15 protein-coding genes are annotated in these 13,350 nt (G+C 69.7%); 3 read left to right on the forward strand and 12 right to left on the reverse strand.

What is annotated here, in order from left to right; all coding sequences use genetic code 11:
- Positions 1-2 precede the first annotated feature (2 nt).
- Positions 3-1,373, forward strand: a complete 1,371-nt coding sequence (locus tag ABH920_RS21815) for a T-complex 10 C-terminal domain-containing protein (protein ID WP_370350905.1) — start codon at positions 3-5, stop codon at positions 1,371-1,373.
- 141 nt (positions 1,374-1,514) lie between these two features.
- Here the strand turns inward: ABH920_RS21815 and ABH920_RS21820 are convergent, their stop codons facing one another.
- The 12 genes from ABH920_RS21820 to ABH920_RS21875 form a co-directional block, all read right to left on the reverse strand.
- Positions 1,515-2,336 carry an SDR family NAD(P)-dependent oxidoreductase gene (locus ABH920_RS21820; protein ID WP_370350906.1) on the reverse strand — a complete coding sequence of 274 codons (822 nt, stop codon included), beginning with the start codon at positions 2,334-2,336 and terminating at the stop codon, positions 1,515-1,517.
- A gap of 546 nt (positions 2,337-2,882) precedes the next feature.
- Positions 2,883-3,545, reverse strand: a complete 663-nt coding sequence (locus tag ABH920_RS21825; protein WP_370350907.1) for a hypothetical protein — start codon at positions 3,543-3,545, stop codon at positions 2,883-2,885.
- 194 nt (positions 3,546-3,739) lie between these two features.
- Positions 3,740-5,401, reverse strand: a complete 1,662-nt coding sequence (gene kdpA, locus ABH920_RS21830) for a potassium-transporting ATPase subunit KdpA (RefSeq protein ID WP_370350908.1) — start codon at positions 5,399-5,401, stop codon at positions 3,740-3,742.
- Position 5,402: 1 nt separating this feature from the next.
- Positions 5,403-6,236 carry a potassium-transporting ATPase subunit C gene (locus ABH920_RS21835; protein ID WP_370350909.1) on the reverse strand — a complete coding sequence of 278 codons (834 nt, stop codon included), beginning with the start codon at positions 6,234-6,236 and terminating at the stop codon, positions 5,403-5,405.
- A 32-nt stretch (positions 6,237-6,268) separates the two neighbouring features.
- Positions 6,269-8,443 (reverse strand): potassium-transporting ATPase subunit KdpB, encoded by a 2,175-nt coding sequence (gene kdpB / locus ABH920_RS21840; protein WP_370350910.1) that lies wholly within the window; start codon positions 8,441-8,443, stop codon positions 6,269-6,271.
- Positions 8,443-8,532: a K(+)-transporting ATPase subunit F gene (locus ABH920_RS21845; RefSeq protein ID WP_370350911.1), complete on the reverse strand. Its 90-nt coding sequence runs from the start codon at positions 8,530-8,532 to the stop codon at positions 8,443-8,445. Before ABH920_RS21845 ends, kdpB begins: the two co-directional genes overlap by 1 nt.
- 192 nt (positions 8,533-8,724) lie before the next feature.
- Complete coding sequence (locus ABH920_RS21850) at positions 8,725-8,862, reverse strand: hypothetical protein (RefSeq protein ID WP_370350912.1); 138 nt, start codon at positions 8,860-8,862, stop codon at positions 8,725-8,727.
- 218 nt (positions 8,863-9,080) lie between these two features.
- Positions 9,081-9,365, reverse strand: a complete 285-nt coding sequence (locus tag ABH920_RS21855; protein WP_370350913.1) for a hypothetical protein — start codon at positions 9,363-9,365, stop codon at positions 9,081-9,083.
- A complete protein-coding gene (locus ABH920_RS21860) occupies positions 9,353-10,453 on the reverse strand; it encodes a nitric oxide synthase oxygenase (protein WP_370350914.1) in 1,101 nt (366 codons plus the stop codon). Before ABH920_RS21860 ends, ABH920_RS21855 begins: the two co-directional genes overlap by 13 nt.
- A 175-nt stretch (positions 10,454-10,628) precedes the next feature.
- Complete coding sequence (gene menC, locus ABH920_RS21865; protein WP_370350915.1) at positions 10,629-11,735, reverse strand: o-succinylbenzoate synthase; 1,107 nt, start codon at positions 11,733-11,735, stop codon at positions 10,629-10,631.
- Between the two features lie 260 nt (positions 11,736-11,995).
- Positions 11,996-12,292, reverse strand: a complete 297-nt coding sequence (locus tag ABH920_RS21870; RefSeq protein ID WP_370350916.1) for a hypothetical protein — start codon at positions 12,290-12,292, stop codon at positions 11,996-11,998.
- Positions 12,293-12,430: 138 nt separating this feature from the next.
- On the reverse strand, positions 12,431-12,808 hold the full coding sequence (locus tag ABH920_RS21875; protein WP_370350917.1) for an ArsR/SmtB family transcription factor: 378 nt from the start codon (positions 12,806-12,808) through the stop codon (positions 12,431-12,433).
- Positions 12,809-12,884: 76 nt separating this feature from the next.
- Between ABH920_RS21875 and ABH920_RS21880 the strand changes: the two genes are divergently transcribed.
- The gene (locus ABH920_RS21880; protein WP_370350918.1) at positions 12,885-13,037 is read left to right on the forward strand and encodes a hypothetical protein; all 153 of its coding nucleotides are present in this window, start codon (positions 12,885-12,887) and stop codon (positions 13,035-13,037) included.
- Positions 13,038-13,097: 60 nt separating this feature from the next.
- The gene (locus ABH920_RS21885) at positions 13,098-13,340 is read left to right on the forward strand and encodes a hypothetical protein (RefSeq protein WP_370350919.1); all 243 of its coding nucleotides are present in this window, start codon (positions 13,098-13,100) and stop codon (positions 13,338-13,340) included.
- Positions 13,341-13,350: the final 10 nt, after the last annotated feature.

The raw sequence follows: 13,350 nt of genomic DNA on the forward strand, positions 1-13,350 counted from the left end.
CCGTGGCCGAACACGTGGTCCCGCCCGGCGTCCAGGTGCTGCTGGAGATCGTCGTCGGCAACCAGTGGCCGGAGGGCAACGAAGGCGACCTGCGCGTCCTGGGGGCGAACTGGCGGAACGCCGGAACCCTGGTCAACGGCCTGGTCGACGGCACCCGCGCGGGCACCGCGCAGGTCGACGCCGCCATCCAGGCCGGCACGGCGCGCGGCGCGATCGACGCCGTCCTGCACGGCCTGACCGAAGGCGACCAGGCGTACCTGCCGAAACTGGCCACGGTCTGCACCTCGCTCGGCGACGCGCTGGAGAACATGGCGCTGGAGATCGAGACCCTGCGGATCGAGATCATCACCCAGCTGGTGATCCTGGCCGCGGAGATCGCGATCGACCTGGCGCTGGCCCCGTTCACGTTCGGGGCGAGCGAGGGCGCGGCGGTCGCCGAGACCGCGGCCACCCGGGTGGCGGTCACCGTCCTGATCCGCAAGACCATCATCAAACTGATCGCGCACCTGGCGGAGTCCGAGTTCAACCAGGTCGGCCTGGACTTCTTCGCGCAGTTCATCGAGATCTGCCAGCACCGCCGCTCCGGCTTCGACACCAACGAGCTCAAGACCGCGGCGATCAACGGGGCGGTCGGCGGCGCCGTCGGCTTCGGGATGGGAGGCCTGGGGTCGCTGTTCAAGAACAGCCTGGGCAAGGGCCTCGGCGATCACCTGCCCGGCTTCGGGGAAGACCGGCCGACCAGCTGGAAGGAGGCCGGCGGCTTCGGCGCCGGCGTGCTGTTCGACGGCGGCTGGGGCGCGGCCTCCGGCGCGGCCGAGGCCTCCGCTCAGGACGCGGCCCTCGGCGGCTCCGGCGACACCACCGCCGGCGCGATGAACGGCGCCTTCTCCGGCTTCAAGGGCGCCGGGCACACCGCGCTCAACCCCGACGACAAGCTCTCCCTTTCAGCGGGACACTACCTCGACACCGGTCTGAACCACGCATGGGACAAGGCGTTCCCAACACCGCAGGACGACCACAGCAGCACCCACACGCCGGATGAGAACTTCACCTCCCCGCCACCGGATCAGGCCCACAGCTTCGGCATGCCGGACGGCTCCACGGTGACGGCATTCCCCGACGGCTCCCACACCATCACCTACGCCGACGGCTCAAGCGTCCACACCCAGCCCGACGGCCCGAACGTCTCCTCACACCCCGACGGCTCCCACGTGGTCCACAACCCCGACGGCTCCACCGTCACCACACTGCCCGACGGCAACAGCGTGGTGACCCTGCCCGACGGCTCGACCAGGATCTTCGGGCCCGACGAGCCCAACCCGCTCACCGCGCCGGGGGCATGGGCCGCGTCGATCCTGGACGGGACGGGCTGACAGACCGCGGTGTCCGGCCCTGGCGGACCGGATCACCGGTCCGATGCCGCCGCGCCGGCGGCGAAGCGGCGCGCCCGAGCGACGACAAGCCCGCCGCCCGCCGGCCCCGCCGACCTCGCCGACCTCGCCCACCTCCTCGTCTCAGGCGGCCAACCCCACCAGCCGCGCGCTGAGCTTCCACAGCCGATCGACCGAGCTCTTGTCGTTCATCAGCAGGTTCGGCGACGACGCCGCGATCCCCTCGTAGTAGCCGCCGTCCTCGACCGGCGCGCTGGCCAGGTGCAGCACGGCGGTCGCGCCCTCGGCCACCGGACGTCCCACCTCGCGCGTGTAGTTGCGCACCATGTCGGTGGCCAGGATGCCGGGGTGCACGCTGGCCGCGACCAGATCGGTACCGCCGCGCACGGCCACGGCCTTGGTGAACAGGTTCAGCGCCAGCTTGGACTGCGCGTACGCGGCGACCGCCGAGTAGCGCTTGGCCGAGTCCACGTCGCCCCAGTGCAGCCGCCCGCCGCGGTGCAGCGCGGAGGAGACGTTGACCACGCGGCTGCCGGGGCTGAACGTCAGCAGCGGCCACAGCAGACGGGTCAGCAGGTACGGCGCGAGGTAGTTCACCTGGAAGGTGAGCTCGTGGTCGTCGGCGGTGAGGGTGCGGGTCTGCGATCCGAAGACCGCCGCGTTGTTGACCAGCAGGTCGAGGTTCCGGTGTTCGGCGGCGACCTGCCGGGCCAGGGCGCCAACCTGGCCGAGGTCGGCGAAGTCGGCCGTCACGACGGACAGCCGGCGGGCCTGCGCACCACCGCCGACGAGGGCGCGCACCGCCTGCTCGCCGAGCTCGGCGGTGCGTGCGTGCAGGATGACGTGCGCGTGCTGGACGGTGAGCTGCCGCGCGATCTCCAGACCCAGGCCGCCGTCGGCGCCGGTGACCAGGGCGGTGCGGGACGAAACAGGCTTGTGCGACATGATGATGAGTACTTTCCGGTGTTCGAGAGAAATCCGGCGCGAGGAATGGCGCCGGAGGAGAAGCCCGACACGAGAGCGTCCGCTGACGGCCGATCCGGCCCGAAACACCGGGCCGTCAGATCCAGATCGTCAGTGCTCTGTCAGTGCTCTGTCAGCGCTGCGGCCGACTCGGCGGCCGGTCGTCATGCCGGGCGCCAGGACCACCGGCTGCGCGGACTGCGGCGCAGGCCGCCCCGCCGTTCGCAGGGCGCTGCTCCACGCCTCCGGTGATCACGGGACAAGCCAAGCAGGCCGCGGACAACCCGGACAAGGACTCCCGCACCGATCAAACACGGCGCACACGAGCCCCGCACGACCGCCATCCGAACGGCGGCACAGGTGCGAGGAGCCCGTATGGGGCCTGCTTGACCGGTATGGGAACCGCAGTCGGCCAGCACGGCGCTGAAGCACGCCCCTGAGACACAAAGGGGACCGGCACCCGCGGCGGGTACCGGTCCTCTTTGCTTTCCCAGGCCTCAGCGCGGCGCGGGGACGCGCTCCAAGCCGTCAGCTCACCAGACCCACCCGGTCGGCCGGCCCGGCTGCGGCGGCCACCGCCTGGATGAGGGCGTCCGGCGAAGTCCAGCCGTCGCGGTGCCACACCAGCAGCAGCCGATCCTCCACGCGCAGGTTCGGACGCTCCGGGAGGCGCAGCAGCGCGTTGAGGCCGTCCACGCTGAATACGCCGTCGGTCTTCCCGCCCCGGTCCGGCAGGTACAGTTCGAACGCTGCGTCGATGTCCGGCGCGCCGGTGCGCGCCCGCCCCTCCGGCGGGGTGTCCAGGGCCCACGCGCTCTGGAAGACCGGCTCGGACCGGATCTCCAGTCGCTCCGACACCCCGGGGCCCGGCAGCGTGACGGCCACGACACCGTACAGATGCGGCGACCCGTTGTACCGGCAGGTGTACGTCGCCGACGTCGCCGGCAGACCGCCGATCTCGCCGGTGACGACGTCCTCGAACCGATGGTCGGAGCCGTAGTGGAAAGGCGGTGCGGTGGTGCCCCGCAGAACATGGTCCACGTCCGGCGCCGACACGAAGCCGTGCGCGTCGCAGAGCCCTTCCGCGACCGCCGTCGCGTGCCGGCTCGTTCGACGGGGACCGACCCGCGGGCTCACCACGATCAGCGTGGCCAGACACAGCCAGGCGAATACTGGGAGAACGACTTCCATGGCGCCTCCTTAGAGTTTCTCAGAGATCGAAACTAACTCCTTCTTTACATCGGGGCAATATTCGTATGCACCGTGTATGCGGACAATGAGGAGACTGTATTGCTCGCGCCTGGAAGGTGCATGCAAGCCGCCGTGTGGCGAGAGGCGATGAACTCTCGCCGCACGACGGTCCTTGCGTCAGTGCATTCCGTGGCTCAGTGCAGTCCGTCGGCCAGCGGCCCCAGGGAGAGCGCGGGCAGGAAATTGAGCAGCGCCAACAGCATCGCCGCGCCCGTAGCCAGCGCGACGAAGTTGAGCCCGGAGGCCCGAAGCGTCCCGGTGGTCACCGCGACCGGCTTCTGCTCGGCCAACCGCCCGGCCAGCGCCAGCACGAACGCCATCGGCAGGTAGCGGCCGACGAACATCGTCACGCACATCCCCAGGTTGTAGAACGGCGTGTCGCCGGACAGGCCGCCGAACGAACTGCCGTTGCTCTGCGTCGTGCTGGTGGCCGCGTACACGATCTCCGACAGACCGTGCGCGCCGGGGTTGCCCATCGGGGCCCGGCCGGCCGGCAGCGCGATCGCCACGGCCGAGGCCGCGAGGATCAGCGTCGGGGCGACCAGCGCGTAGCACACGACGTACCGCATCTCGCTGATGCCGATCCGCTTGCCCAGGTACTCCGGCGTGCGGCCGATCATCAGGCCGCCGACGAACACCGCTATCAGCACGATCATGATCAGGCCGTACAGCCCCGATCCGGTGCCGCCGGGTGCGATCTCGCCGAGCATCATCGCCGCCATCAGCGTCCCGCCGCCGAGGGAGGAGAAGCTGTCGTAGGAGGCGTTCGCCGCGCCGTCGGCCGATCCGGTGGCCGCGACGCCGAACAGCGTCGAGCCCGGTGTGCCGAAGCGGACCTCGGTTCCCTCGACGTTGCCGCCGACGGCCTGGGCCACGGTGCCGCTGTGGGCGCTCTGTGCCAGGTTGGCGCCGAGCACCAGCAGGCCGAACAGGATCCCGACCACGGTCAGCAGGGTCCAGCTGTGCTTCACCGAGCCGATCAGGCGGCCGAAGGTGCGGATGAACGCGACCGGGATCAGCAGCATCAGCAGGATCTCGATCGTGTTGCTCCACGCGTTCGGGTTCTCGAAGGGGTGCGCGGAGTTGGCGTTGAAGAACCCGCCGCCGTCCCCGGACATCAGCTTGATCGGCTCCCAGGAACCGATCGGGCCGCCGATGAGCTTCTGCGAGCCCGCGCCGCCGGTCAGGGTGTTCGACAGCTGCGTCCCGTTGAGGTTCTGCTCGACGCCGAGCGCGATCAGGACCAGGCCCGCGACGATCGACAGCGGAAGCAGGATCCTGACGATCGAGCGGACCAGGTCCACCCAGAAGTTGCCGAGGTCCCGGGTGCTGTGCCTGGTCAGGCCCCGGATCAGCGCCAGCCCGACACACAGTCCGACCGCCGCCGAGGCGAACGCCTGCACGCCCAGGCCGGCCATCACCGACAGGTGGCCCATCGTGGACTCGCCGGCGTAGTTCTGCCAGCTGGTGTTGGTGGTGAAGCTGACCGAGGTGTTCAGCGCGAGCTGCCAGGGCAGTCCGGGGTGCCCGTGGTCCCAGGGCAACCGGTTCTGCAGCATGAACAACGCGAACAGCGCCGCGATCCCGATGAGGGTGAAGGCCATCAGGGCACTGAGGTACCGGCGTCCGTCCTGCTCGCCGTCGGGGTTGACGCCGCAGGTCCGGTAGATCGCCTTCTCAATGCGCCAGTGCTTGCCGCTGGTGTAGGCGCGGGCCATGTAGTCGCCGAGCGGGACGTGGACCGCCACCAACACCGCGATCAGGAAGACGATCTGGAGCCAGCCGTAGACGCTCATGTCAGCTCGCCTTCACCGGGTGGAGACGGTCCAGGTCGATGTTCAGCTCGAGGACGTTGACCGCCGGGTCGCCCAAGAAGCCCAGCGCCCGGCCCGTTGTGTGCTTGGCCACCAGGCCGAGGACCGTGGACAGCGGGACGTGCCGCGCGTTCGCGACCCGAGGCGCCTGCAACCGCGCGTAGGCGGGGCTGATGTCGGGGTCCAGTCCGCTGCCGCTGCCGGTCACGGCGTCGGCGGGGACGACAGGGTCGGCCGGCGCGGTGCCGCGGATCGGTGTCACCACCGCCGCGCTGTAGTCCTCGCCGGGCTTGGCGCACTCGACCTTGACGCCTTCGTACGTCGCCAGGAACGGCGTGGTCGGGCACGCCTGGTTCAGGCTGACGACCCTGGTCGCGGTGCCGGTGTTGCCGCCGGTGAAGAAGACGCCGAGCACGGCGCCGACGCCGTCCGGCGTACAGTAGGCCCGGGCCCCGGAGACGCCTTCCAGCTTCCCGACGTTGAGGCTGCGGGTGCACACCGTTGTCAGCAGACTCGCCTTGCCGGAGGTCGGCTGGCCGGGCGTCGGCAGGGTGTCGACGATGTTCTCCGGGCCCAGGTTGCCGGCACCGGAGGCCGTCGGATCCTCGGCGTCCGGGCGGGTCTGGAAGTACTGTCGCAGAGCATTGCCCTGCGCGTCGGTGAAGTTCTGACCGATCAGTGAACTCCCGGCGCTGGTGCCCTTCGAGTCCGAAATCCTTGAGCCCTCGGCCGCGCGGTGCAGGACCGGAGTGTGTGCGAACGCTGTCATACCCAGCGGGTAGAGCAGCCCGACCGCAAGCGTGAGTACTGCGACCATGCGCAGCGCTGCAAAATATGTACGCACCGTTCTCACATCCCGGGAAGGAACTGGACGAGGCCGAGATCGATCAGTTTGATCGCCAGGAACGGAGCCACCAGGCCGCCGAGGCCGTAGACCCACAGGTTCCGGGACAGCAGGGCCGAAGGGGACGAGGGCCGGTAGCGCACGCCGCGCAGCGCGAGCGGGATCAGTGCCACGATGATCAGGGCATTGAACACGACGGCTGACATGATCGCCGACAGCGGCGAGTGCAGCCCCATGATGTTCAGGGCCTTGAGACCCGGATACACGCCGCCGAACATGGCCGGCAGGATCGCGAAGTACTTCGCGACGTCGTTGGCGATGGAGAAAGCCGTCAACGCTCCCCGCGTGATCAGCAGTTGCTTGCCGATCTCCACGATCTCGATGATCTTCGTGGGGTCGGAGTCCAGGTCCACCATGTTCCCGGCCTCTTTGGCCGCGGAAGTGCCGGTGTTCATGGCCACGCCGACGTCGGCCTGCGCGAGCGCCGGGGCGTCGTTGGTGCCGTCGCCGGTCATCGCCACCAGCTTGCCGCCGGCCTGCTCGGCCTTGATCAGCGCGAGCTTGTCCTCGGGCGTGGCCTCGGCCAGGAAGTCGTCGACCCCGGCTTCGGCGGCGATGGCCTTGGCGGTCACCGGGTTGTCCCCGGTGATCATGACCGTCCTGATGCCCATCTTGCGCAGCTCGGCGAACCTGGCGGCCAGGCCCGGTTTCACCACGTCCTTGAGCTCGATGACGCCGAGGACGCGCGCCGTGCCGTCCGCCGCCTCGGCCACCGCCAGCGGGGTGGATCCGTTGGCCGCGACCGCGTCGACGACCTCCTCCAGGTTCCTCGGAACCTCGCCGCCGCTCTCGCGGACCCAGGCCGCGATCGAGCGGGCCGCTCCCTTGCGCAGTCTGCGCTGCGTCGGGTGGTCGAGATCGACCCCTGACATCCGGGTCGTCGCGGTGAACGGGACCAGGACGCCGCCGCCGCGATCGGACCCGGTTCCCGCCAGGCCGTGATGTTCGCGGGCGAATTCCACGATGGAGCGGCCTTCGGGCGTCTCGTCGGCCAGCGACGCCAACAGCGCGGCCGCGGCGAGTTCGTGCTCTGCGGTGTCGCCCAGGGGGTGCAACGCCGAGGCGCGGCGGTTGCCGAAGGTGATCGTGCCGGTCTTGTCCAGGAGCAGCGTGTGCACGTCGCCGGCGGCCTCGACCGCGCGCCCGGACATCGCGAGCACGTTGCGCTGCACCATGCGGTCCATGCCGGCGATGCCGATCGCGGACAGCAGCGCACCGATCGTCGTCGGGATCAGGCAGACCAACAGACCGACCAGCACGACGCCGGTCACGCCGTTCGCGGTGAGCGCGGCAGAGTTCGGGGTGGAGCCGACGGCGTGCTTGGAGAAGATCGCCAGCGGCTGCAGAGTGATGACGGCGACCAGGAAGACGAAGGTCAGCGCGACCAGCAGCAGGTTCAGCGCCAGCTCGTTCGGGGTCTTCTGCCGTTTGGCGCCCTCGACCAGGGCGATCATGCGGTCCAGGAAGCTGTGGCCGGGGTCGGAGGTGATCCGCACGACGATCCGGTCGGACAGGACCCTGGTCCCGCCGGTGACCGCCGAGCGGTCGCCGCCGGACTCCCGGATCACCGGGGCCGACTCGCCGGTGATCGCCGACTCGTCGACCGAGGCCACGCCCTCGACGACGTCACCGTCGCCGGGGATCACGTGCCCGACGTCGCAGACCACGTAGTCGCCGCGCCGCAGTCGTTCGGCGGAGATCTCCTCGGCGACCGCGACCGCGTCGGCGCCGGGCTTCCAGCCCGCGTCCAGCCGGTGTGCGGTGGTCTGGGTGCGAGTACGGCGCAGGCTGTCGGCCTGGGCCCGGCCGCGGCTCTCGGCCACCGCCTCGGCCAGGTTGGCGAACAGCACGGTCAGCCACAGCCACCCGGTGATCAGCACGGCGAACCACGACGGGTGCCAGACGGCCAAACCCGTGGTCAGCGCCGCACCGACTTCGGTGACGAACATGACGGGGTTGCGGAACTGGACCCTCGGATCCAGCTTGCGCAACGCCTCGGGAAGCGCGGTGACGAGCTGTTCGGGACGCAGCGTCCCGGCTCCCACCCGGTGCGGCCGCCCGGTATCAGGGGGCGCGACCACAGCCGTGACCCCGGGCTTGTCAGTGGTCTGGAGGGTCATCAGAACTTCCCCGGATATCGGACCGCCAGGACGAGATAGGCGATCAGGCCGACTCCGACGATCAGCCCCACGACATTGCCGGCGCTCACCGCACGGCCCGCCGGAACATGTGTCCGCTCATGCGCACAGCACAGCACCGCACGGGGGTTTACACGGGTGTCCCCAACACGATCCAAGCGCGCGCGGGGCAATCGCCAACAGGTCACAAACGCGTATCGACAGCGCTCTGACCTGCATCGTGATTGCCTTCACAAGGATGCTTGCAAGTCGTGCGCATCCTGTCATCGCCGCCGGCGCGCCAGCACCAGGGCGACGGCGACGCCGGCAAACAGCCCGAAAAAGATGATCACGCCGGTCGTAGAGGCGCCGCGGCCGTAGTGCGGCAGGGCGGAGGCGGTCACGAAGGCTGCGGCGAGCATGTGTCCCTCCTCCGGCTGGGTTTCAGATCCCGCACAGGGATCTCTACCGCTGCTTCAGCGTAGAGCGCACCACTCATGCATCGGCTCGTTTCAGCCCGGTATCGGGCAAATGCTCGCGAAGCGCAAACGCCGACCTCGCTCCGGAGCGATCACCGGTGAGCGTGTCGTATGCCGGCCGCTTGTGTTCCCCGCGTCCGCCCTCGACGTCGGCCGCGTACTCAGCGCTGGCTGCGCGAAACGGGACCCGGTCGAGGTCGAGTCGGTGCGCTTCGGCTCCCGACCCGGCTGTGCAGCAGGCTGACCAGGGACACCACGCACCAGACGCCTTCGAGCATCGTGAATCCCCACTGGCGCTGCGCGACCGCGATCTCGCACAGCACCCCGGACCCCACGGCGTTGAGCACCAGATAGCCGAGGGACTTCTGGTCGACCTTTCCCAGCTGGCTCAAGGTGAACGCCACCAGGATGCACAGCGCGGCGCCGATCTGTATCAGCTCTCCCACGAGGCGTCCCCTACCGAAGGCGCTGCCTGCGGGAAGAAGTTCGGGCACACCAGCGTCGGCTCGTAGCGGCGTTCCCAAACCGGAGTGGCGGATCCGCCGATCGGCGGGACGATGAGCTCCCAATGCGCCGCGGTGTCGCGGCCGGCGGCGTGCTCGCGCTGCTCGTGCCGGACGAACTGCCGGGTCGCGAAGTGGTGATCGATGACTGACACGCCGGCCTGCTCGAAGGAGTGGATGACGGCGGCGGTCAGCTCGACCAGGGCGCGGTCCTTCCACAGCGTGCGGTCTGTCCTGGTGTCCAGGCCCATCCCCCGGGCCACTTCCGGCAGCATGTCGTAGCGACCGGTGTCGGAGAGGTTGCGTGCGCCGATCTCGGCGGCGGTGTACCAGGCGCTGAACGGCGCCGCGGTGTAGTCGACGCCGCCGATGCGCAGGCACTGGTCGCTGATGCTGGGGAAGGCGTGCCAGCGCAGGCCCAGGTCGGCGAACCAGTCCAGGACGGGGTGGGTCAGAGGTATCTCGTGGACGACGTCGGCCGGCAGGTCGAACAGCCTCGGGGGCTCGCCGGGCATCTGGACGACGATCGGCAGGATGTCGAAGCGCCCCGGCTTGCCGGGTTCCCAGCCCATCGCGGTGAGGCGCTCGGTGAGGTCGGCGGTCTCCGGATCGCCGAGCACCGAGCCGTCGGCCTGCCGGTACCCGGCGTAGCGGATCAGCTGGGAGTTCCAGATCCGGATGCCCTCGCGGCCGGGTTCGCGGGGCGCGAAGACGGTCATCAGCAGGCGCACCCGGCCGCCGTCGAAGGCTTCGCGCAGCTGCTGGACCAGCGCGGCGAAGACCTCCTCGGCGGTGGTCAGATGCCGCATGTCGCAGATCGCCAGCGCCTTCCAGTAGAACTTGCCGATGCAGCGCGGGGTGTTGCGCCAGGCGATGCGGGCTCCCCAGCGCAGCTCCTCGACCGTGTGCGAGTAGGTGCCGGTGGCCTGGATCTCGGCCCGAACCTCGTCGACGCGATCAGGGGAGAGGCCGATGCCCTCGTCGCGCAGTTGCCGCAGGAAGTCCTCGGCCTCCCCGGTGATGTCGGGCATGGAACCGCGCTCGGGCTCGTGGCCGGCGACGGGGCAGGACGGCGAAAGAACGTTGCCAGCACTCACGTCAACCTTGCCTTCTCACGATGAGAACATTCAGTAACCCGGAAGTTACAAGGGGTTCCACGCTCGTGGGAAGATCGCTCATGGCGATCGCATAGGTCGCATATGACAATCAAAACCCGCCGACGGTGACCACGTCCGTCGTGTAGCCCTCGACGATCTCCGGAATCGGGTCCAGCCCCAGACCCGGCCCCTCCGGAACCGCGATCCGGCCTTCGTCCATGGTGATCGGCGCCGTGACGTCGGTGCTGAAGTAGCGCTCGGACGGCACGATGTCCGCGGGCAGCGTGAAGCCCGGCAGCGCCGCGAGCGCCACGTTGGCCGCCTGGCCCAGCCCGGTCTCCAGCATCCCGCCGCACCAGACCGGCACGCTGTTCGCGGCGCAGACGTCGTGGATGCGCCGCGCCTCCAGGTAGCCGCCGACCCGGCCGGCCTTGATGTTGACGATCGCGCACGCCCCCAGGCCGATGGCGTCGGCGGCGCTGCGCGCGGAGGTGATGGACTCGTCCAGGCAGATCGGGGTGCGCAGCATGCGGGCCAGCGCGGCGTGGTCGCGCAGGCCCTCGGCGGCCAGCGGCTGCTCGAGCATCACCAGGTCGAAGGCGTCGAGGGCGGCCAGGTGGCGGGCGTCGCCGAGGGTGTAGGCGGCATTGGCGTCGGCTTGGAGCGCAATGTCCGGGAAGCGCTCGCGGACCGCCCGGACCGGCGCGAGGTCCCAGCCCGGCTCGATCTTCAGCTTGACCCGGCGGTAGCCCTGGTCCACGTAGCCCGAGACCTCGGCGACGAGGAGATCGAGCGTGTCCGCGATGCCCACCGACACCCCGCAGTCCACGACGTCGCGCATCCCGCCGAGGTGGTCGGCGTACGAGGTCCCCCGCGCCCGGAGCCACGCGTCCGTGACCGCCATCTCGACCGTCGCCTTGGCCATCGGATGGCCGGGAAACGCCGCCATCGCCGCGGCCACCCGCGCCGGGGTGAGATCGTCGAGCGCCGCCACCGCCGGCAGCAGAAAGCGCCGGATCATCTCCGCGGCACCGTCCAGGTACTCCTCCGAGTAGCCGGGCTCGGGCATGGCAACGCACTCGCCCCAGCCGGAGCCCTCGGACGTGTCGGCGCGCAACAGCAGGATGTCACGGTTCAGCTCAAGTCCCAGCGAGGTCCGGAACGGCGTGCGTAACGGGATGTCGATCCGACGGATTTCGACGCGCTCGAGCTTCATGGCGATATTCTGCCGCGAACCAGCACCGCGGCCGGCTCCACGTCACCCCCGGCGAGCCCACCAGGGCAATGCCTCGGTCGCGAGCGGACCGGGCACCGTCCGGGCCGGAAACTCTCGATCCCAGGGCTCGATCAGCCGCGTCAGCGAACGCGCAGCCGGTCCGCTGAGCACGACGCCGGGCTACGGCCGGGCGGCGGCGCGCCCTGCCAGCGGCGGGATCCCCCCACGTGTCTTCACAGCTGTGATCGCTCCCCGACGCCTCAGCCGTGAACCGTCAGGCGGCCGGCCGACGTCATCATCATCGGGCTCCGGTACTCCATGGCGACGGACTGACCGTCGACGACGTCGACCTTCGCCCACGCTTCGCAGCAGCGCTCCTTGGTGATGTACTTGAAGTAGACCTTCACCTCATGCCGCCCGGGCGCGACCGAAATGGTGCGCTCTCCCCAGGAACCCGTTTGCGGCGTGCCGTCGATTTCGATGGTGAGCTTGGTCAGGTAGAGCAGCCACGCCATCGGGCTGTGTCGTCCATTGACTCGGATCGTGCCTGGTTTCATGGGAACTTCTTTCCGTGACGCGGGATCGTCGTGGGTGTTGAGACGTCCCACGAGTTTCGCGTCCCCGCAGGTCTCCCTACATCGGCGAAACCACGTAGCCGGCCACGCAATCGGGACTCGCCGCGCGCTGCCGCCGGGTCAGCCGGCTGCTCCGGCGGGTTCCGTGACGAGGAGCCCGGCCAGCGCGGACATCTTCTCGCGCACGGCGGTGTAGTAGACCCAGGTTCCGCGGCGTTCGCCTTCGATGAGGCCGGCCTCGCGAAGCACTTTGAGGTGGTGGCTGATGGTGGGGCCGGAGACGTCGAAGCCGACGTTCAGGTCGCACACGCAGGTCTCGCCTTCGGGGGCGGAGGCGATCTGGGAGAGCAGTTGCAGGCGGATCGGGTCGCCGAGTGCCTTGAAGGCCGGGGCCAGGGCGATCGCGTCGGCGGTGGAGATGGAGTGCTCGGCAAGGGGCTCGCAGCACGGGGCGGAGGTGTCGGCCTCCAGCAGCGGCAGCTCCTTCTGTTTCGACATGTCTCTAGATTGACAGATCTCAAAACAGGGGGCAAGCTGAGGCTGCTTCGAAAAACTTCGAGATAAGGGGAACCCCATGTTCCGCCGTTCCGGCACCACCAGCAAGCAGGCCCGTGACCTGGGCGTGAAGTTCTGCGACGGCTCCGGCATCTCCACCAGCGTCGAGCGCTCGGCTCGTCGGCTGGAGGCGGCCCGCACTGCGGCCGTGCTGAGCCTGCCGCGCGTCTGAACCGCCGATCGTTCATCGCACCACCACCTGCGTGCCACCACCTGCGTGAGGAGTAGGGACATGAGCGAGCAGACCGTGACGGGCCCCGTCGGCGGGTTCCAAGGCGATCTGGCGGAGGCCTTCAATCCGGCGGCCGGCACCGGCTGTTGTGGCAGCCCGGCCGCGAATACCGGGCCCGGCGCGCCGACGGAGACCGGCGGACCGTGCTGCGGCACCATGGCCGAGGCGACAGCCGAGGAAGCCTGCTGCGGCACCGCTGCCAAGGCCGATGCGGTGGCCACCGGCGCCTGCGGTTGCGGCTGATGAGTGCCCC

The sequence above is a fragment of the Catenulispora sp. EB89 genome (assembly GCF_041261445.1).
Lineage (GTDB): Bacteria > Actinomycetota > Actinomycetes > Streptomycetales > Catenulisporaceae > Catenulispora.